Below are 19,598 nucleotides of genomic sequence, written 5' to 3'. Positions count from 1 at the left end.
GCCGACCCAGGCTGTACACTCCCCGGTCATGCACTTGTCTGACAACTCCGCCGCCCAGCCCGTCGCCGACTGGATACGCCGCGCGCCCAAGGCCGTCCTCCATGACCACCTCGACGGTGGTCTGCGTCCCGCCACGATCGTCGAGCTGGCCCGCGCCTGCGGCTACGAGGGTCTGCCGACCGAGGACCCGGCGGCGCTCGCGGTCTGGTTCCGGGACGCGGCGGACTCCGGTTCGCTGGAGCGCTACCTGGAGACCTTCGCCCACACCTGCGCGGTGATGCAGACCCGTGAGGCGCTGGAGCGGATCGCGGCGGAGTGCGCCGAGGACCTGGCGGCGGACGGGGTCGTCTACGCGGAGGTGCGGTACGCGCCCGAGCAGCACCTGGAGCGCGGGCTCACCCTCGACGAGGTCGTCGACGCGGTGAACGCGGGCCTGCGCGAGGGCGAGCGCCGCACCGGCGGGCGGATCACCGTGCGCGCCCTGCTCACCGGGATGCGCCACACCGACCGCTCCCTGGAGATCGCCGAGCTGACCGTGGCGCACCGCGACCGCGGGGTGGCCGGGTTCGACATCGCGGGCGGCGAGATCGGCAACCCGCCGGCCCGCCACCTCCCCGCCTTCCAGCACCTGAAGCGGGCGAACTGCCACTTCACCATCCACGCGGGCGAGGCCGTCGGCGCCGAGTCGATCCACGAGGCCGTGCAGATCTGCGGCGCGGAGCGCGTCGGGCACGGGGTGCGGATCACCGACGACATCACGGTCCACGAGGACGGCACGGCCGACCTCGGCCACCTCGCCTCCTACCTGCGCGACAACCGCATCGCCCTGGAGGTCTGCCCGACCTCGAACCTCCAGACCGGCGCGGCCAAGGACTACGCCTCGCACCCGATCGACCTGCTGCGCCGCCTCGGCTTCCGGGTCACCCTGAACACCGACAACCGGCTGGTCTCGGGCACCACCATGAGCGAGGAGTTCCAGCACATGGCGGACGCCTTCGGCTACGGGCCCGAGGTGTTCGAGCAGTTCACCGTCGCCGCCGTCGAGGCCGCGTTCCTGCCGCTGCCGGAGCGCCGCCGCATCATCGACGAGCTGGTCCGCCCGGGGTACGCCGCCCTCTAGCGACGGCCGCCTCGCCCCGGGCACGCCCCCCGTCCTACGGCACCTGCACCAGCGCGGGCACCTCCAGAGTGAGCGTGCCCGCGTCGGCGTCGAGGACCGCGGGGACCCCCAGCGGCATGGTGAGCGAGGGGGTGCAGTGGCCGAAGCCGAAGTGCTCCACCACCGGCACGCCGAGCGGGGCGAGCCGGTCGGCCAGCACGGCCCGCACCTTCTCGTACGGTCCGCAGGCCTCCCAGGAGCCGAGCACCACCCCGGCCACCCCGTCCAGCCATCCCGAGCGCAGCAGCTGGGTCAGGATGCGGTCGATCCGGTAGTCCTCCTCGCCCACGTCCTCCAGGAGCAGCAGCCCGCCGCGCACCGAGGCCAGGGCGTCCGGGGTGCCGAGACCCGCGGCGAGCAGGGCGAGACAGCCGCCCACCGTGGTCCCCCGGGCCCGGCCCGGCACCATCGGGCGGGCACCGTCCGCTCGGAGCGTGCGGGCCGCCTCGGGGGCGAAGAGGGTGGTGCGCAGGGAGCGCTGGGTCGGGTCGTCCTTGAGGAACGTCTCGGCCGACACCATCGGCCCGTACAGCGTGGAGAGCCCGAGACGCGCGGCGAACGCCTCGTGCAGCGCGGTCACGTCGCTGTAGCCGACGAACACCTTGGGCCCGGCGGCCCGCATCGCGCTCCAGTCGACCAGGTCCACCATGCGCTGCGCCCCGTACCCGCCGCGCGCGCAGAGCACCGCGTCGACCGACGGGTCGCACCACGCCCGCTGGAGGTCGCGCGCCCTGGCGTCGTCGCCGCCCGCGAGGTAGCCGAACTCCGGGTGCCGGTCGCGGACATGGGGCAGCACGACCGGGTCGAGGTCCCAGCCGCGCAGGATGTCGAGCCCCGCGTCGAGCCGCTCGCCCACCACCGGACCACTCGGGGCCACCACCGCCACCCGGGCGCCCGGCCGCAGTCGCGGGGGCCGGGTGAGGGGCACGGGGGCGCGGGTGGGGGCGGGGTGCGCGGGCGTCACTTGTCCAGCTCCAGGAGGGGGATGTCGGGCCGGTCGATGCCGAACGTCTGGGCGTACAGGGAGAGTTCGGCCTCCAGGGCGCGGATCAGCGTGTCCGCCCGCCGGAAGCCGTGGCCCTCGCCCTCGAAGGCGAGATAGGCGTGCGGTACGCCGCGGCCCGCCGTCCGGGCCAGGAACCGTTCGCACTGGGCGGGCCGGCAGATCGGGTCGTCGAGGCCCTGGAGCAGCAGGAACGGTGTGGTGATCCGCTCCGCGTGGGTGATCGGCGAGCGTTGCGCGTACCGCCCGGGGAACTCGGCGCGGGGGCCGATGAGGGATTCCATGTACCGCGACTCGAAGTCGTGCGTCCCCTCGGGGGAGGACCAGTCGGTGAGGTCGAGGACGGGGTAGAGGACGGTGCCGCAGGCGTAGACGTCGGTGGTCGCGAGGGAGAGCGCCGCGGTCCAGCCGCCCGCGCTGCCGCCCCGGACGGCCAGGCGCCGGGGGTCGGCGGTGCCCTCGTCGGCGAGCGCGCGGGCCACCGCCGCGCAGTCCTCGACGTCGACGACGCCCCACTGCTCGCGCAGCCGGTCGCGGTACTCCCGTCCGTACCCCGTGGAGCCGCCGTAGTTGACCTCGGCCACGCCGATGCCGCGCGAGGTGAAGTAGGCGATCTCCAGATCGAGGACGAGGGGCACCTGCCCGGTCGGGCCGCCGTGCACCCGGATCACATACGGCGGCAGCTCCTCGGCGGGCGCCACCCGGCCGGGGTGGTGTGGCGGGTAGACCAGGGCGTGGATGTCGCGGCCGCCGGGGCCGGTGAAGGTGCGGATCTGCGGTTCCGGGTAGTACGCGGGGTCCACCACGTCCTCGTGGGGGCGTCCGACGACCCGGGTGCGGCCCGAGCGGGTGTCCAGCTCGACCACCTCGGCCGCCGTGCGCGGGCTGGCGCCGACGCCGACGACCCGGCTGCCGTGCGCCGCGAGCGTCGCCTGCCAGGCGGTCCAGGGGCCGGCCGCGTCCACCACCTCGCCGCTCTCCGGGTCGAGTATGCCGAGCGCGGTCGCGCCCCGGCCATGGACGACAGCGATCAGACCGCTGTCCAGGGGCTGGAACCAGCGGCGGCCGATCTGCCAGAGCGGACCGCCGAACTCCTCCTCGCGGGGACAGAGCGCCACGGCCGTGCCCGCGCGGTCGGCGGGGTGGGAGGAGAGCGGGTCCGCGGGCGCCGGGTCCATCCGGTAGAGGTTCCACCAGCCGGTGCGGTCGGAGGAGAACAGCAGCCGGCCGTCGGGCGCCCACTCCACCTGGGCGATGGACTCGCCGGGGCCGCCCGCGACGGGGTGCGCCCCCGTGAGGACGCCGTCCTCCCCCAGCTCCGCGAGGATCAGCTCGGTGCCGTCCCACGGCATGTTCGGGTGGTCCCAGGCGAGGTAGGCGGCGCGGGAGCCGTCCGGGGAGAGCCGGGGGCCGGTGACGAAGCGGTGCCGCCCGTCGGAGAGCTCGCGCACCCGGCCGCGGTCCTCGGCGGCCGAGCCGTCGAGCGGTACGGCCGCCAGCACCCGGCGCACGTCGGTCGGGGCGTCGCCGGTGAACTCCTCCAGGACGCACCACACTTCGCCGCGCCCGGCCATGAGGACGGGTTCGGCCCAGCGCAGCCCCTCCCCCACCGCCGACAGCGGGGTGAGCGGCCTCGGCTCCCCCGCGCCGTCCGGCTCGTACGCGTACAGCCGCTGGTCCGCGAAGTGGACGAAGACCACGAGCGGCCCCCCGGTGTCCCGCGCCGCCGCGGCCCACGGCACGCCGCCGTACTCGATGACCCGGCTGCGTACGTTCCACGGAGGGGGCAGCAGCGACCGGGCGGTGCCGTCCGCCCGGCGGCGGACCAGGGCGCGGCGGCCGCCCTCGGTGGGGCGCGGCTCGGTCCACCACACCTCCTCGCCGACGATGCCGGCGAAGTCGGGCGCGCCGTCGTGGGTGGCGGCCAGCTCGGCGTCGATGGGCGACGGCCAGGTTCCGTAAGGCCCGATGGGCACCATGTCTTCCAACTCCCCCTAAGCGGAACGCAGATAGTGGTCGAGGACCCGCACGCCGAAGTGGAGGGCGTCCACCGGGACCCGTTCGTCGACGCCGTGGAACAGCGCCTGGTAGTCGAAGCCGGGCGGCAGCCTCAGCGGCGAGAAGCCGTATCCGGTGATGCCGAGCCGGGAGAACTGCTTGGCGTCGGTACCGCCGGACATGCAGTACGGCACGACGTGCCCCTCGGGGGCGAACTCCTCGACGGCGGCGCGCAGTTTGGCGTACGTGGGGGTGTCCACCGGGGCCTGGAGGGCGACCTCCTTGTGGTGGAACTCCCAGTCGACGTCCGGGCCGGTGAGCCGGTCGAGCGTGTCGCGGAACTCGTCCTCCGTGCCCGGCAGGAACCGCCCGTCCACATACGCCGTGGCGTGCCCCGGGATCACGTTGATCTTGTAACCGGCTTCCAGCATCGTCGGGTTGGAGCTGTTGCGGACGGTCGGCTCCACCAGGGCGGCGGCCGGGCCGAGCTTGCCGAGGAGCGCGTCCACGTCGAAGCCGCGGGCTGCCGGGTCGACGTCGATCCCGTACAGCGCGGCGAGCTCGCTCAGGGCCGCCCGGACGGTCGGGGTGAGCCGGACCGGCCAGCGGTGCTCCCCGATCCGGGCGACCGCGGCGGCCAGCCGGCTGACGGCGTTGGCCGCGTTCACCTTGGAGCCGTGGCCGGCCCGGCCGTGCGCGGTGAGCTTCAGCCAGCCGGTGCCGCGCTCGCCCGCCGCGATCGGGTACAGCTGGAGGCGGGGGCCGGCGTGGAAGGTGAACGCGCCGGACTCGCTGATGCCCTCGGTGCACCCCTCGAAGAGGCCGGGGTGGTGGTCGGCGAGGAAACCGGAGCCGTCGACCGCGCTGGCCTCCTCGTCCGCGGTGTAGGCGATGACGATGTCCCGGCGGGGGCGCACGCCGGCGCGCGCCCAGGCCCGGACGACCGTGAGGACCATCGCGTCCATGTTCTTCATGTCGACGGCGCCCCGCCCCCACACCACGCCGTCGCGGACCTCCCCGGAGAACGGGTGCACGCTCCAGTCGGCCGGTTCGGCGGGCACCACGTCGAGGTGGCCGTGGACCAGGAGCGCGTCGGCGGAGGGGTCGGTGCCCTCGATGCGCGCCACCACGTTGGTGCGGCCCGGCGTCCGCTCCAGCAGGGTGGGCTCCAGGCCGGTGGCGGCGAGCCGCTCCGCCACGTACTCCGCGGCGGGGCGCTCGCGGCAGTCGCCGCCCCCGCGGTTGGTGGTGTCGATCCGGATGAGCTCGGAGGTGAAGGCCACCACCTCGTCCAGCGCGGCCGTGTCGATGTGCTCAGCCATACTGCTCCTCCACCGCGGCCGAGACGATCGTGGTGACCGCCTTGAAGGTGCGGATGCCCTCGTACATGGTGTCGCTGGTGTAGGCGACGCGGCGCTCACCGGTGCGCTCCGCGCCCGGGACCACCGTGGCGGCCCCCGCCAGGTGCTCCGCGTCGAACTCGATCTCGACGGTGAACGGCCCGCCCCGGACAGGGTCATGACGCCTCGCCAGGGCCGCCGCCTCCTTCGCGGCCGCCCTGATGTCGGCGGCGGTCCGCGCGGGGGTGCGGCACACCGCCGCGTACCGCGAGACGTGGTCCTTCACCGCCACCTTGCGCGCCCCCGGGGCGTACTTTTCGGCGTCCGCGCAGGTGAGGTCGTCACCGGTGACCAGGACCACCGGCACTCCGTACTCCGCGACCACCCGGGCGTTGAGCAGCCCCTCGCTCGCCCGTGTCCCGTTCAGCCAGACGCCCGTGAGGGAGTTGGCGAGATAGGTGTGGGCCAGGACGCCTTCGGCGCCCGCTCCCGTGTGGTACCCGACGAAGGCGATGCCGTCCACGTCGCCGTGCTGCACGCCTTCGACCATCGACAGCGACTTGTGGCGCCCGGTGAGCATCTGCACGCGCTCGTCCAGCCGCTCCAGCAGCAGATTGCGCATGGACCAGTGCGCCTCGTTGACGAGGACCTCGTCGGCACCACCGTCGAAGAAACCCAGCGCCGCGGCGTTGACGTCCGACGTGAACAGGGCACGACACCGCTCCCACTGCGGAGCACCCGGCAGCACGTCACCGGGCCAGGTGACACCGGTGGCGCCCTCCATGTCGGCGCTGATGAGGATCTTCATGCGCACGACGCTACCGGCCGCCGAATATGTCGGCCAGAGGCCACACCGCCGTAGGGCGCCCAGGGGCCGGGATCAGTGGCGGCGGCATCGCGCACAGCACCGGCCCGTGCCCGCCTCGGGTTCAGGGCACTCGGCTCAGGACCGCGTCAGCGCCGACGACGGGAGGCCCCTGCAGCAGTACCGAACCGGATCAGCCCCTCATGCTCCGCCCTCACTCGTGATTCTTCCCGTGTCCGGGCCCGGCCATCGCGAGGCTGTCCGCCACCGCATGGAGCCACTCCTCGGTCGTCATGGGCACCGGCGGCTCGACCTCCATGCCCAACTCACCGACGGCGATGGCGTAGTCGTGAGCCTCCAGCCTCAGAGCCAGCAATTCATGGATCTCCCCGACCAGTCGGGCAACCAACTGGGGATCTACCGAATCCTTGTAGTCTCGAACCGCAGTATCGTGGTCAACGAATTCATCAGGCATGTCCTGTGAGAACCATCCGCCGAGGAACTGACCCAATTCCGCGAAGCGGGCGTGCCACTCCCAGTGCGTCTGGGGTGCGGTAGGGGGTGGTACATGACCGGATTCGATGCTGCGCTTTACATGATCGGCCATTTCGGACAACCAGCTCTGCGTGCGGGACTCGGGCAACCCGATGTCGGGTACCGAATAGAACTCACCCAGGCGCAGTCGCAAGCGGCCGGGAGGGTTCCGCGCGTACTCCCGGAGTTGTTGTTCTGCGACAGAGAGCGCCCAAGGCCTGGTGTGCCAGGTGTGCCGCAGGTACGCCTCAAGCGCCGACGGCACTGTGTCAGGCTCCGGACTCTCCGGTTCCTGTCCCACAAAGGCCGCGACGACGATGTCGAGTTCACCATATCGGCGGTCGAACTCGAGCGGCTTCATAGACACTGCGGCACCCTCATACGTAGATCGGGTAGGTGGCGTGCACGACGAAACCATGCGGACTCGACACTTCACGCCTCAGCGTCACCCGCGCGGCCCGTACGTCAACGGGCTCGTGACCGGCAAGCATCATCGCCTGGAGCAGTACACGCCCGATCGGTTCCCGGCGCGAAGGCCAAGATGCCTCAATAGTGAGCCTCGGTCGCGTGCCCTGAGCGAGCCAGCGATGTACGGCCTGCTCGTTGCGTGTGACGACCTGCTGGGTACACCACTGTGCGGTGGCACGGTCGGGGTAGGTAGCTGAGCGGGTACGCACAGGAAATCCTCAGTCAATCGTGAAGCCCCAGAAGACGCCGACTTCGGTGGCGGAGACAGCGATTACACCACAATCCATGACATGACTGGTGAAGCCCTCATAGACACCCTCGCGAAGGAGCATATCGCCATGGGGATTCTGTTGTGCAGCTGCAGCGTTCGTATAGAAGAGCGCATCTTGCCCGAATCTGGACAAGATCGATCCAGCGTGCAGGGTCAACTCGATCTCCCTCGCCTGGAATCCCGGGATATCTTCCGTTTGGAACCATTCGCCTTGGAGAGTGACCAGGATTTGCTCCGCCCCCTTCCTGGGAACAGGAAAAGCGGCTTGGAAGTCAGCGATCGTGACAGCACTGAACGGATTGTCCATTCCCTTGCCATAAACGCCGCCTCCGGGCGCCATTGCAAGCTTCACCCAGCCGCGCGGATCTTCCGTCCGAAGATTCATAACATCGAGGGCGTCGCGTCGCCAGTCATCACTCCGCCGCGGACCTACGGCCGCGAACATACCCTCGCCGAAAATGGCCCGCAAAGAACGGCTCCACGAGGCGGGGTCAATCTGAATCACGGGCCGTACCTCAGTCTCTCGGAATCGCACACTACGGGTGCTGGGTCTTGTCAGTGGGCATGGAAGTAAGGACGACGAACGGTGGCGTACCTCCCCGGTTCGGCCTCAGGACGACCCACACATTAGTCACGTCGCGTGCAGCGGTGTCGCCCCGGTCCCAAGATCTACCTACAGTACCGTTCGTCCTCAACAGAAGTGAGCGCGATGAATTAGGGCCGGGGTTACCTGCAAGCCAATTATCGATCTTCCTTTGGTTTGACGGTTCGTCCAGAGCAGCTTGAGTGTATTTCTGGGCATCCGCGAGGTTGATGAACGAAGAAACAGCTTCTGGCCGGATACCGGAAGGTCTGACAATCTGCTGATCCCTGAGCCTCTGTGCCAACTGCTCATCGGTTTTGCCCACGTGCTTGTCCACTACATGGGAACCGAGCAAGCCCTCTTGGTTCGCCAGGTCGAGCGGGTATTTGTGGTTGCTCTCGTCATCGCCGGCCACCGTGTAGAGTGGATCGCTCTTAAAATCAGTTAGGGCGCGGGCACCAAATGACTCCGCCCGGGCTGACTCGGCGTCGAACGTAGGAGCACTGTCATACGCCTCATTCAGAGCCCCATGCAATTTTTTGAGTTCGGCGACTTGCCGATGCACGCGGTTGTTGTAAGCCTCAACCGCAGAATTCATTGCCTCTTGGTCGACCTCTAGAGCGAAGCCCTTCGCGAAGCCCTTCCCCATATGGAGGAGCCCTTTACCGAAGCTCTTGAGATCTTTCAACCCCAGGCCATCACTCGTGTCGATGTGCGGCAGCGCTTTGATGACCGCTTCGTAGTACAGCCGACGAAGGTCGTCCCGCACGTCTTGAGCGGCGACCGCCCATGCGCGCAAGGCATCACTCATGACGTCGCACGTCTTGACCATCACGTCCATGACCGGGTGGCTGCTGGCGTGGCCAGGCTGCGCCAAATCATGATTCCACGCGTATCCCTCGCGACTCTTGCCCCACGCGCTCGTGCCCCAGACGGCACTGCAGAATTGCCGCATGGCCACGGTCCACTCACCGTTGGACCGATCGGTGTAGCTGTGAAGGGCGCTACTGAGGTTTCCGTCCGTAGCAGTGACGGCCGTGCCCGCGTAAGCCCACGCAACGGAGATATTGTCCAGGCCAAGGTAATCGGGCAACGGCATGATCTCCGCCGCCTTACCCATACGGTAGACGTCTTCCAAGAGTGGCCTGATGATCGCCAAGGCTCCGGCTTCAGCTGCTTCCAGTGCCAACTGGAAGATATCCTGACTCTGGTCTACGTCGGCCCATCTGAGTTCTGTCACGAGCCCGTAGTTCGGAGGCGTATCGATGACAAGCGGCGGTGGTTGGGTTCGTGCCTTGGCGCCCGAGGGGTCCGTGGCCGCGTCTGCGGTCGCATAGTTGTTCGCGGTCAGGGTGAACCCCACGGCCGCACCCCCGACACTCGCCACCGATTTGGCCCAGACTTCGATGAAACGATCGCCCACCTCTTTGTAAGCGGTAGCGAACTCCCATGCAGCGGTTCCGTAACCCCCGCAGTCGGGGTACCGGGCAAGCTCATCCAGAAGTTGGACGGCCCCCTTGTGCAGTCCGTCCTGAAGATGGGCAACGTAACCCGAAAGTGCATGCAACGCACCGGGAGTGACGTCGATTTCCCCGTTCTTCAATGGGGGTGGAGGCGGCGGCATGCTCATCACGCCGCTCCCCAACCACGCAACACCGCGGCATGTGCCGCCGCATAGTTAATCTGGCCCGTCGTGACGACGCCGTGGAGCCACGCCTGTGTCGCCTGTAGGTCCTTTGCGGACCGGTCCCACTCGTCAAGCTTATCGATGAAGGGCCTCGCGAGCCTCCCCGCGCCAAGTAAGGACGACCTTCTCCACTCGATCATGCATGGCATGGACGTTCTCGTTCAGCTCTTTGAGGATCTTTTCCAGCTGGCCGGCGAGAAGCTGCAACGCAGCGAGATCGACCGCTATGTTGTCGTCATCGTGAGGCATCCTTCCCCCTCACAGATCTTGCAAGCGACTCGTACGCGGGGTGGCCGGATCGCTCCCGACGCTGGGGGTGGAAAGCGCAGCAGCCTCCTTGTCCACATCCACGGACATCTGGATGCGCCTGAACGCCGCGAGCGTTTCGAGCTCCTGCTCGGTGAACCCTCCCCGGCTCATACGCACAGCTGCTTCGATCAGCTTCATGAGCTCACGGATACGGACCGCTTCCTTGGCTGCGTCCCGGTGGTGTCGTCGGTAGGCCCCAGCAGCAGGCCCTTGCCAGCGAGTCTCGATCACGTCTACGAGCGTATCCATCCGCTTGACCTGCCGGTCGAGGTAGCGCTGCATTTCATCCAGGTCGTCAGCGAGCTTGGTCAAGTTCTCGCTGCTCACCTTCAGGTCTGGATCTGTCGTCACGTATCCGCCCCCGTGCCCCGTGACCGCTCAACCGATCAAACGTTTCCCTCGCTTGCACTTTAACAGGGAGAGATGACTGGGCGGCTGGGTCCACTTGCCGAGCCCAGCACTTGGGCTCCGTGCCGGTCCGGACTTGGACAATCTTGCCGCTGGCGACGGTCGGATCGCGCCTGCTCTGGACCTCGTCGAACTACCTGGCCCGACGGACTAGCCAGGAGGCGCACCTCTGGACAGATCCGCGCGACTACCCCGCCCCCCTCCCCACACCCAATTGGTGCAGACCTCTTGCATGTTGGTCCAGACCAATGCCAGCCTCTGGTCCGAACCAGCTGAGGAACCAGCTGAGAAGGAGCCCCCACATGTCCGTACGACGTACAGCAGCCGCCCTCGGTGTTCTCGGTGTGGCGTCCGCGTCACTGCTCTCCGTCGCCGGGTCGCCCGCCTCCGCGCACGGTGCCGTGTTCAACCCGGTCAGCCGGGTCGCCGCCTGCTACGCGGAAGGCCCCGAGACCCCCAAGTCGCAGGTGTGCAAGGACCTGGTCGCCGACTCCGGCACCCAGCCGCTCTACGACTGGAACGAGGTCAACATCGCCAACGCCGACGGGCACCACCAACAGCTCATCCCGGACGGCAAGTTGTGCTCGGCCAACCGCGAGAAGTACCGCGCGCTGGACTGGGCCCGTACCGACTGGCCCGCCACCGGTGTCTCGACGGGCCCCTTCGGGTTCAGGTTCCGGGTGACGGCCCCGCACTCCGGGACCATGACGCTCTACATCACCAAGGAGGGCTTCGACCCGACGAAGCCCCTGAAGTGGTCCGACCTGGACTCCCGGCCGGTCGCCACGTACGCCACGACCCGGACCTCCACCGACGGCTCGTACACCTTCACCGCGAACCTGCCCGCCCGCACCGGCCGCCACGTCATCTACAAGGTGTGGCAGCGCAGCGACAGCCCGGAGGCGTTCTACAGCTGCTCCGACGTCGTGTACGGCCAGGCCGCGCAGGCCGCCGCCCAGCCGGCCGCGCCCAGTCAGCGCACCATCGACGCGGGCGCCGCCAAGTCCACCGTCAGCCACCACGGGCACGGCGGCGGGGCGGCGCCCAAGGACTCGTTCGCCCCCGGCACGGCGGCGCAGCCCGTCGCGGCCGCCTCCCTGGCGGGTGTCCTGGCCGGCGGCGTCCTGCTGCTGCGCCGGCGCAAGGAATTCTGACCCGCGGCGGGCACGGGCGCGCCGGCCCTCACCCGGCGCGCCCCACCACCCACCACGTGGAGGGCAGCGCGATCCGGGTGCCGTCCGGGCGGTACTCGGTCGTGGTCAGGGGCAGTTCGCCGCGGGCCAGGACCGTCAGCCCGGCCGCGCCCAGCAGCTCGGGCACGGCCGCGTCGGCCACCTCGCCCGGGGTGAGGCCGTGGGCGAAGACCGGGCGCAGCTTCGGCGGCGCCCCCGCCGGGTCCTGGGTCAGGCCCGCCAGGACCTGCTTGGCCGCCTCCGCGAGCTCCACCAGCAGGGCCCGGCCGCGCGTCCCGACCAGCGTGGCGACGGCGTCGGCCAGGGGCCCGCGGGCGGCCGGCTCGCACTGGTGCAGCACCCCGCGCACATACACGTTGGCGTCGCCCAGGCGCGCGTGCAGGTCCTGGACGGCCTTCTCGTCGGTCGCGTCCAACTGCTCGAACCGGGCGCGCCCGTCCGGGTCCTGGCTTCTGGCCCGCTCCACCGCGGCGGGCGAGAGGTCGACGCCGACCACGCGGTCGTAGCGGTCGGCGAGGAAGCGGGTCTGGGTGCCGTTGCCGCACCCCAGATCGACCATCGGCAGGGCCAGATCGGTGAGATGGGGCTCGAAGAGGGCGAGGTGGGGGCCCGCCGTGAGAGCCGGCTCGGCGTCCCAGAACACCGCGCCCGTCTCGTCGGGCGCCTCGTTCCAGAAGCCTTCCCAGGCGTCCTTGTACCGACTCGTCACGCTCATGACCGACTCCCCAGGCTGGCACGCACAGTGTCAAGATCGGTCTATCGCTCCGGAGGCACGCCGACAAGGGCCCGGCGCAAGCCTTCACGCCCCGTTCGAGCCGGTTCAGCGCCTCGTGCGCCCCCTGGACGGCAGCGGCACCTCGAACCACACGGTCTTGCCCCCGCCCGTACGGCTCGTCCCCCACTCGCGGGCCAGCCGGCTCACCACCCGCAGGCCCCGCCCCGACTCGTCCAGCGCTCCCGCGTGCAGCAGCATCGGCAGCGTGTGGTCGTCGTCGACGACCTCGCAGCGCAGCGTCTCGGCCCGCACCATCCGCAGCCGTACCTGGTGGCTGTGCGCGTGCCGTACGGCATTGGTGACGACCTCGCTGACCAGCAGCTCCACGGTCTCCACCAGGTCCTCCAGACCCCAGTCGCGCAGCCGGCCGACGACCAGGCGCCGGGACCGTGCCACCTCGCGCGCGTCGATGGCGAGCGACCACTCGGCCACGTCCTCGCGCGCGATGCCGTTGAGCCGGGCCATCAGGAGGGCGACGTCGTCCTTGCGGCCGCCCCGGATGTTGAGGGCGCGGATGATGGTGTCGCAGGCGTCGTCCATGGAGGCCGCCGGGTGCGCGGCGGACTCGCAGAGGGTCGCGAGGCCCACGCCGATGTCCTCGCCGCGCACCTCGACCAGGCCATCGGTGCACATCACCAGCCGGTCGCCCGGCTCGACACGCAACCGCACGGTCTCGAAGGGCACCCCGCCGACGCCGATGGGCGCGCCGGTCGGCAGCTCCAGCAGCTCGCTGCGGCCGTCGGCGGCGCGGACCAGGACCGGCGGCACATGGCCCGCGTTGGCCAGCAGGAGCTCGCCCTCGATGGGGTCGTACACCGCGTAGAGGCAGGTCGCCAGATAGTGCTCGCCGAGCCGCTGCGCGAGGTCGTCCAGGTTGCGCAGCAGTTGGGCGGGCGGCAGGTCCAGCGCCGCCATGGTCTGCACGGCGGTACGCAACTGGCCCATCATCGCGGCCGAGTTGAGTCCGTGGCCCATGACGTCGCCGACCACCAGGGCGATCCGGGAGCCGGGCAGCTTGATGGAGTCGAACCAGTCGCCGCCGACCCGGCCGAGCAGGGTGCCGGGCAGATAGCGCGTGGCGGTGTCGCAGCCGGTCATCTGCGGGGTGACCTGCGGCAGCATCGAGTCCTGGAGGGTCTCGGCGACGCTCTCCTGGTAGGTGTACATACGGGCGTTGTCGAGGACAAGCCCGGCGCGGGCGGCGAGTTCGGCGCCGGTCACCCGGTCCATGTCGTTGAACTCGGCCCGTTCCGCGTGGCGCAGAAGGATCATGAACCCGAGCACCACGTTGCGCGCCTTGAGGGGAACCACCAGCATCGACCGGCCGTTGATCAGAGGCCGGATGTCGCGCTTTTCGAACTGCGAGGCGATGGCGGTGCCCATCTGCTCGCTGATGCGCGGGACGAGCACGGGCTCGCCGGTCGTCATGCACTGGAAGAAGGGGGTGTGCGCGGGGAACGGCATGGACTCGCCCACGGGGACGACGTCGTCCCACCGCCCGGGTGCGTCGACGTGTTCGAGGGCGACCCGGTGCCACAGGGTGGTCTCGTCCGGCGGCCCATCCGGGAACCCCTCACCGGCGATGACCTGTTCGCGCAGATAGGTGCCCGCGACATCGGTGAAGCGCGGCACCACGGCGGCGCTCACCTCCTGGATGGTGCGGGACAGATCGAGGGAGGAACCGATACGGCCGCTGACCTCGTTGAGGAACTCCAGCCGCTCGCGCACGGCGGCGTACTCCAGGTCCTGCGCGAACTCGGGCTCGGGCGCGGGCACCGTCCCGACGGCGGCCGGGTCCTGCTCGGCGCCGCGCACGGCCCTGCGCCCGGGGCGGCGGGGCACACCCCAGTCGGGCGTCACGGGCACCCGGTCGTGCTGGCTGAACTCCAGGACGGGATAGCCCAGTTCGAGCACCTGCGAGACGATCCGGGAGCTCTCGCCGACGCTCATGCTGGGCAGGATCTCGGGCAGCCGCCGGGCCAGCTCGTCCGCGCCCTGGAACTCGGTGTGCAGCGCGAAGCCGGGTGCTATCCGCTCCACACCGCCCCGGCCGGGCCCCGGGTGGCCGGCGTGCAGCAGCGCCGCGTCCGCCGCCAGCACCAGAAGCCGCCCGGAGCCGGGCCCGACCAGCGGATACGCCCACCAGAGCACGTCGACGCGGGGCCGCCCGGGGTCCGAGAGGGCGGCGCGCCCGGCCGTGGGGTAGGACGTCAGGCCGTTGAGCGAGGCGTCCAGCGCCGGGCCGAACATGTCGTAGGCGTCCAGGTCGCCCAGCGCGTCGCCGGACCGGTCCTCGTCCAGCGCGCCGGAGACCGGCAGCAGGTCGAGGGCGGGACGGCCCACCGCCTCCTCGCGGGTGGGCCCGAACAGCCGGCGCGCACCGGTCGACCAGTGCGACACCAGCCCGTCGCCGTCCACGACGATCACGGCAAGCGGAATCCGTCCGGCCACGGCGGACTGCCGGGGCAGCGTCGGCGGAGTGCCACTGTCCATGGGTGGAGGCTCCTTCCCCGCCGCAAGGATCTGCGGCTGTGCCACCTACCGTACGGCCATGCGAAGGCCCCGCGCGGGGCAACGCCGGAATACGGCGTACGCCCGCGTGTACCGGGCACGTGGTTGAAGAATAGTCAGTCCTCGTGGCCCAGTTGGAGGTCCCGCTCGGTGCGTCCGCCACCGGCGACCCGGAGCACCGTGGCCACCGGCGGATAGCCGGCCGCGATCACCGTGTACTCGCCGGAGGAGAGGTCGACGAAGCGGAAGGTGCCGTCGGGTCCGGTGGTGAGGGTGTCGACCACGTTCCCGGCCGCGTCGAGCAGCGTCACGCGCGCGTCCTCGACCGTCCGTCCGCCGCTCGCCCTGACCGTGCCGCGCAGCACGGCGCCGCCCGCGAGCTCGATGTCCTGGCGGGTCTCGCGCGAGGACTGGACGCTGACGGGGAGGGCCGCCGGCCGGAAGGCGGGAGCGCTGGCGGCCAGGGTGTACTCTCCGGCCACCAACTCGCTCATCACGTAGGCGCCTTCGCGCCCGCTGCGGGTGGTGGCGACGACCTCGCCCCGTACGTCGGTGAGGGTGACGGCCGCGTCCCGTACCGGAGTGCCGTCGGCGGTGACCACCGACCCGGCCAGCCGTCCGGCGCCGCCGAGGACCACGTCGAGCTCGACCGGGCGCTCCCCCACGGTCACCGAGACGGCCTGCGGCTGGTGCCCTCCGGCCGCCGCGATCAGGACGTAGCTGCCGGCCCCCGGAACGCTCAGCGCGTACCGCCCGTCCTCGCCGCTGCCGCCGCGCCCCACCTGCTGTCCGCGCACGTCGACGAGGGTGAGCGCGGCGCGCGGCACGGTGGTGCCGTCGCTGTGCTGCACCGTGCCGCAGACCGGGACGCCGCTGTGGGCGGGGGCGTGGGGCGTACGCGCCTGGGGCACGGGGGTCGCGTCGACGGCGGGGGCGTTCTGGGACACCAGCGGTTTCTCCTTGAGGAAGAAGGCGAGCAGGAGGCCGAGCACCAGGACCGGCACCAGGTAGAGGAAGATCCGCGGCATGGCCTCGGCGTAGGCGCGGATGTAGCCGTCGCGCAGGGTGGGCGGCAGGGTGTGCACCAGCTGCGGGGTGATCGACTCGGGGTCGGGAAGGCGGGCGCCCGCGGGGAGCTGCTCGGTGAGGGAGTGGGCGAGGCGGTTGGTGAACAGGGTGCCGAAGACGGCGGCCCCCACGCTGCCGCCGATCTGGCGGAAGTAGTTGTTGGCGCTGGTGGCGGCACCGAGGTCGGCGGGGTCGGCGGCGTTCTGCACGGCGAGGACGAGCACCGGCATCACCAGGCCGATACCGATGCCGAGAACCGCCATCCAGACGCTGTAGTCCAGCCGGGGCGTGTCCGTCTCGAGCCGGGAGAGCAGCCCCATGCCGACGGCGGCGACCGCGCTGCCGAGGACCGGGTAGATCTTGTAGCGGCCGGTGCGGCTGATGAGCTGGCCGGAGATGATCGATGCGGCGACGATGCCGCCCATCATCGGCAGGACCAGCAGCCCGGACTCGGTGGCGCTGGCGCCGTCGACCATCTGGAGGAAGGTCGGCAGATAGCTGGCCGCGCCGAAGAGCGCGACGCCGATGACCGCGCCGACCAGTCCGGAGATGGCGAAGACCGGGTCGCGGAACAGCCGCAGCGGGATGACGGGTTCGCGCGCGTGGTGCTCGGCCACGACGAAGAGCAGGGTCGTACCCAGGGCTCCGGCGGCGAGCCCCAGGATGACACGCGAGTCCCACGCGTACTCCGTCCCGCCCCAACTGGTCAGCAGCACCACACAGGTCGAGGCGGCGATGAGCAGGAGCGAGCCGAGGACGTCCAGGCGCGGGCGGGCGGCGGGGCGGGGCAGCTGGAGGACGACGGCGATGACGGCGAGGGTGACCAGGCCGAAGGGGACGTTGATGTAGAAGCACCAGCGCCAGGAGGTGTGGTCGGTGAAGAACCCGCCGAGCAGGGGCCCGGCCACGGAGGCCAGACCGTAGACGGCGCCGATCAGGCCCATGAAGCGGCCGCGCCTGCGGGGCGGCACGATGTCCGCGATGATCGCCTGCACGCCGATCATGAGCCCGCCGCCGCCGACGCCCTGGACGGCGCGGAAGGCGATGAGCTCGTCCATGGTCCGCGCCCAGCCGGCCAGCGCCGAGCCGATCACGAAGACGACGATGGCGAACTGGAAGACGGGTTTGCGGCCGAAGAGGTCCCCGAGCTTGCCGTAGACGGGCAGCCCGATGGTGGAGGCCAGCAGATAGGCGGTGACGGCCCAGGACACCTTGTCGAGGCCGTGGAGATCACCGACGATCTTCGGCAGCGCGGTCGCCACGATCATCTGGTCGAGGGCCGCGAGCAGCATGGTGAGCATCAGCCCGACGAAGACCAGCCGCACCCGGCGCGCGCTGAGCGCCACGGGGGCCTCGGACGGTCCGGCGGGCGGCCCGGCAGGCCGTCCGGCAGGCTGTCCGGCAGGCTGTCCGGCAGGCGGCGCCGGATCGGCCGGGACGGCCGCCGCCGTGTCGGAGAACTCCGGGACCGGCTCCCGCACGGCCCGCCGTGCCCGCCGCCGCTCCCCCGAAGGCCCGCCCCGCGCCGGGTCCTTCACCAGAGTGATCCCACCCACGTCTGCTCCCCTCGTCGCGCCTGATTCGCCTGCGCGGCGTACATACTGCGCATCGGGCGCTTATAGGGAGCAAGCGGAAGAGCGGCGGCGCGCGGGCGCACAACTGGCCCTGAAAGGGGGCGCGTCCACCGCCCCATCAGCGTGTTTCAATCGGCCCGGCGCGCGCGGGCGCACCACCGGGCCGCCGCGAAAACCACTCGAACCGGTGACCGCGACCGGGAGTGCTCAGCGGCGGCCCGAGGGCCCGGGGCCTACTTCTCGACTTCGGCGGCGAGCTTGCCGAGCACGGTGTCGTGGATGCGGTTGAGGCCCTTGGGGGCGAAGGTCTTCTCGAAGAAGCCGCCGATGCCGCCCGCGCCGTTCCACACGCTGCTGACGACGACCTTCGAGCGGCCCTCACCGGCCGGGGTGACGGTCCAGGTGGTGACCATGGAGGAGTTGCGGTCCTTCTCCACGAGCTGTCCCTCGGTGGGCTCGGAGACCTCCAGCAGGCAGTCGCGCACGCGCTTGCTGGTCGCCTGGAGCTTCCAGTGGACCAGGGTGCCCTCGCCGTCGCCGCCCTCGCGCACCTCGTACTCGCTGAAGTGCTCGGACAGGAGCTTCGGACGGCCGTCCTTGTAGTCGGCCACGGTGTCGAACACCGTCTCCGGGCTCGCCGCGATGATCCGCTCCGTGGTGGCCTCGACCTGCGCCATGGCTCTTCCTCCAGCACTCGTGACATCCGGGGGGTGCGCCCGGATTCGGGGTGGGCAAAGCCAATCACCTCGGGGACGGGCCCCCAAAATCGGGGTTGCTGCGATCATGGGAACGCATGTTCTATTCTGGGGTCAGTGCTACGGACGAGGCCCGAGGAGGCGTGTATGCGCTGGGACAATCTGGCCGAGAACGATCCGGCGCCGCCCGGAACGGGCCGCGCGGCCGCGCTGTTCGACGCGGACGCGGTGGTCACCCGTACCTTCGACACGCCCGAGTTCCGCGGGATCACCTTCCACGAGGTCCGCGCGCGTTCGATCGTCAACCGGGTGCCCGGGGCGTCCCGGATGCCGTTCGAGTGGACCGTCAACCCCTACCGGGGCTGCACCCACGCGTGCGTGTACTGCTTCGCCCGCAAGACGCACAGCTATCTGGACCTCGACACCGGCCTCGGCTTCGACTCGCAGATCGTCGTCAAGGTCAACGCGCCCGAGCTGCTGCGCCGCCACCTCTCCTCCGGCCGGTGGCAGGGCGCGCACATCGCCATGGGCACCAACGTCGACTGCTACCAGCGCGCCGAGGGCCGCTACCGGCTGATGCCGGGGATCATCGAGGCGCTGCGCGACCACGCCAACCCGTTCTCCATCCTCACCAAGGGCACGCTGATCCTGCGCGACCTGGAGCTGCTCCAGCAGGCCGCGCAGGTGACCGAGGTGGGCATCTCCGTCTCCGTGGGGTTCGTCGACCACGACCTGTGGCGCACGGTGGAGCCGGGCACGCCCGCTCCCGAGCGCCGCCTCGACGTCGTACGGACGCTCACCGACGCGGGCATCGGCTGCGGGGTCCTGATGGCCCCGGTGATCCCCTTCCTCGGTGACCACCCCGACCAGCTGCGCGCCACGGTCCGCGCGATCGCCGCCTCGGGCGCCACCTCGGTGACCCCGCTGGTGCTTCACCTGCGGCCGGGGGCGCGCGAGTGGTACATGGCGTGGCTCGCCGAGCACCACCCCCATCTGGTGCGGCGCTACGAGCGGCTGTACGCGGAGGGGGCGTACGCGCCGAAGTGGTACCAGCGCCGGATCACCCGGCACGTACACGAGCTGGCCGACGAATTCGGCATCGGCCCGGCGCACCGGGGCGCGGCCCGGCGCATTCCGCGGCGCGTGGAGCCGGAGCCGGACCCCTCCGGCCCGACGCAGCTCACGCTCCTCTGACCGGAATCCGGTGGACCCGGAAT

Annotated in this window: 17 protein-coding genes; 3 read left to right on the top strand and 14 right to left on the bottom strand. The window is 70.6% G+C overall.

Features of this window, described 5'->3' with window-relative positions; genetic code table 11:
• Nucleotides 1-28: 28 nt before the first annotated feature.
• Complete coding sequence (locus ABZ404_RS05520) at nt 29-1,120, top strand: adenosine deaminase (protein ID WP_358836086.1); 1,092 nt, start codon at nt 29-31, stop codon at nt 1,118-1,120.
• A 34-nt stretch (nt 1,121-1,154) separates the two neighbouring features.
• Here the strand turns inward: ABZ404_RS05520 and ABZ404_RS05515 are convergent, their stop codons facing one another.
• From ABZ404_RS05515 to ABZ404_RS05470, 10 genes are all read right to left on the bottom strand, one after another.
• Nucleotides 1,155-2,123, bottom strand: coding sequence for an LD-carboxypeptidase (locus ABZ404_RS05515; protein WP_358836085.1), 969 nt, complete (start codon nt 2,121-2,123; stop codon nt 1,155-1,157).
• The gene (locus tag ABZ404_RS05510; protein WP_358990146.1) at nt 2,120-4,141 is read right to left on the bottom strand and encodes a prolyl oligopeptidase family serine peptidase; all 2,022 of its coding nucleotides are present in this window, start codon (nt 4,139-4,141) and stop codon (nt 2,120-2,122) included. Before ABZ404_RS05510 ends, ABZ404_RS05515 begins: the two co-directional genes overlap by 4 nt.
• 15 nt (nt 4,142-4,156) lie before the next feature.
• Complete coding sequence (locus ABZ404_RS05505; protein ID WP_358833627.1) at nt 4,157-5,482, bottom strand: M20/M25/M40 family metallo-hydrolase; 1,326 nt, start codon at nt 5,480-5,482, stop codon at nt 4,157-4,159.
• Nucleotides 5,475-6,308: a M55 family metallopeptidase gene (locus tag ABZ404_RS05500; protein WP_358833628.1), complete on the bottom strand. Its 834-nt coding sequence runs from the start codon at nt 6,306-6,308 to the stop codon at nt 5,475-5,477. The genes ABZ404_RS05505 and ABZ404_RS05500 overlap by 8 nt, the downstream gene beginning before the upstream one ends.
• Nucleotides 6,309-6,519: 211 nt before the next feature.
• Entirely contained in the window at nt 6,520-7,206 is a 687-nt protein-coding gene (locus ABZ404_RS05495) for a contact-dependent growth inhibition system immunity protein (RefSeq protein ID WP_358833629.1), read from the bottom strand.
• 10 nt (nt 7,207-7,216) lie between these two features.
• Nucleotides 7,217-7,516 carry an RNase A-like domain-containing protein gene (locus ABZ404_RS05490; RefSeq protein ID WP_358833630.1) on the bottom strand — a complete coding sequence of 100 codons (300 nt, stop codon included), beginning with the start codon at nt 7,514-7,516 and terminating at the stop codon, nt 7,217-7,219.
• A 9-nt stretch (nt 7,517-7,525) separates the two neighbouring features.
• Entirely contained in the window at nt 7,526-8,083 is a 558-nt protein-coding gene (locus tag ABZ404_RS05485; RefSeq protein ID WP_358833631.1) for a hypothetical protein, read from the bottom strand.
• A gap of 31 nt (nt 8,084-8,114) precedes the next feature.
• Nucleotides 8,115-9,791: an RNase A-like domain-containing protein gene (locus ABZ404_RS05480; protein WP_358833632.1), complete on the bottom strand. Its 1,677-nt coding sequence runs from the start codon at nt 9,789-9,791 to the stop codon at nt 8,115-8,117.
• A 132-nt stretch (nt 9,792-9,923) separates the two neighbouring features.
• Nucleotides 9,924-10,097, bottom strand: a complete 174-nt coding sequence (locus ABZ404_RS05475) for a hypothetical protein (RefSeq protein WP_358833633.1) — start codon at nt 10,095-10,097, stop codon at nt 9,924-9,926.
• 9 nt (nt 10,098-10,106) lie between these two features.
• Complete coding sequence (locus ABZ404_RS05470) at nt 10,107-10,484, bottom strand: WXG100 family type VII secretion target (protein ID WP_358833634.1); 378 nt, start codon at nt 10,482-10,484, stop codon at nt 10,107-10,109.
• 383 nt (nt 10,485-10,867) lie between these two features.
• On the opposite strand from ABZ404_RS05470, the gene ABZ404_RS05465 reads away from it, so the two are divergent.
• A complete protein-coding gene (locus ABZ404_RS05465; RefSeq protein WP_358833635.1) occupies nt 10,868-11,719 on the top strand; it encodes a lytic polysaccharide monooxygenase in 852 nt (283 codons plus the stop codon).
• A gap of 28 nt (nt 11,720-11,747) precedes the next feature.
• Here ABZ404_RS05465 and ABZ404_RS05460 read toward each other — a convergent pair whose 3' ends face one another.
• From ABZ404_RS05460 to ABZ404_RS05445, 4 genes are all read right to left on the bottom strand, one after another.
• Nucleotides 11,748-12,473, bottom strand: a complete 726-nt coding sequence (locus ABZ404_RS05460) for a class I SAM-dependent methyltransferase (protein ID WP_358833636.1) — start codon at nt 12,471-12,473, stop codon at nt 11,748-11,750.
• Between the two features lie 105 nt (nt 12,474-12,578).
• Nucleotides 12,579-15,026: a SpoIIE family protein phosphatase gene (locus tag ABZ404_RS05455; protein ID WP_358833637.1), complete on the bottom strand. Its 2,448-nt coding sequence runs from the start codon at nt 15,024-15,026 to the stop codon at nt 12,579-12,581.
• Nucleotides 15,027-15,160: 134 nt separating this feature from the next.
• Nucleotides 15,161-17,668, bottom strand: a complete 2,508-nt coding sequence (locus ABZ404_RS05450) for an MFS transporter (protein WP_358833638.1) — start codon at nt 17,666-17,668, stop codon at nt 15,161-15,163.
• 251 nt (nt 17,669-17,919) lie between these two features.
• Nucleotides 17,920-18,363 carry an SRPBCC family protein gene (locus ABZ404_RS05445; RefSeq protein WP_358833639.1) on the bottom strand — a complete coding sequence of 148 codons (444 nt, stop codon included), beginning with the start codon at nt 18,361-18,363 and terminating at the stop codon, nt 17,920-17,922.
• A gap of 165 nt (nt 18,364-18,528) precedes the next feature.
• Here ABZ404_RS05445 and ABZ404_RS05440 point away from each other — a divergent pair, with 165 nt between their 5' ends.
• On the top strand, nt 18,529-19,575 hold the full coding sequence (locus ABZ404_RS05440; RefSeq protein ID WP_358833640.1) for an Rv2578c family radical SAM protein: 1,047 nt from the start codon (nt 18,529-18,531) through the stop codon (nt 19,573-19,575).
• Nucleotides 19,576-19,598 lie beyond the last annotated feature (23 nt).

Origin of the sequence: Streptomyces sp. NPDC005878, from assembly GCF_040629815.1 — a bacterium.
GTDB lineage: Bacteria > Actinomycetota > Actinomycetes > Streptomycetales > Streptomycetaceae > Streptomyces.
The sequence above is the reverse complement of the archived record's forward strand: the minus strand, read 5'-3'. Positions and strand labels throughout refer to the sequence as shown.

Bases quoted from the DNA above. Each gene is read 5' to 3' on its own strand.
- ABZ404_RS05480 (WP_358833632.1), bottom strand. From the start codon at position 9,791: ATGAGCATGCCGCCGCCTCCACCCCCATTGAAGAACGGGGAAATCGAC.
- ABZ404_RS05520 (WP_358836086.1), top strand. From the start codon at position 29: ATGCACTTGTCTGACAACTCCGCCGCCCAGCCCGTCGCCGACTGGATA.
- ABZ404_RS05440 (WP_358833640.1), top strand. From the start codon at position 18,529: ATGCGCTGGGACAATCTGGCCGAGAACGATCCGGCGCCGCCCGGAACG.
- ABZ404_RS05465 (WP_358833635.1), top strand. From the start codon at position 10,868: ATGTCCGTACGACGTACAGCAGCCGCCCTCGGTGTTCTCGGTGTGGCG.
- ABZ404_RS05445 (WP_358833639.1), bottom strand. From the start codon at position 18,363: ATGGCGCAGGTCGAGGCCACCACGGAGCGGATCATCGCGGCGAGCCCG.
- ABZ404_RS05500 (WP_358833628.1), bottom strand. From the start codon at position 6,308: ATGAAGATCCTCATCAGCGCCGACATGGAGGGCGCCACCGGTGTCACC.
- ABZ404_RS05455 (WP_358833637.1), bottom strand. From the start codon at position 15,026: ATGGACAGTGGCACTCCGCCGACGCTGCCCCGGCAGTCCGCCGTGGCC.
- ABZ404_RS05475 (WP_358833633.1), bottom strand. From the start codon at position 10,097: ATGCCTCACGATGACGACAACATAGCGGTCGATCTCGCTGCGTTGCAG.
- ABZ404_RS05505 (WP_358833627.1), bottom strand. From the start codon at position 5,482: ATGGCTGAGCACATCGACACGGCCGCGCTGGACGAGGTGGTGGCCTTC.
- ABZ404_RS05460 (WP_358833636.1), bottom strand. From the start codon at position 12,473: ATGAGCGTGACGAGTCGGTACAAGGACGCCTGGGAAGGCTTCTGGAAC.
- ABZ404_RS05510 (WP_358990146.1), bottom strand. From the start codon at position 4,141: ATGGTGCCCATCGGGCCTTACGGAACCTGGCCGTCGCCCATCGACGCC.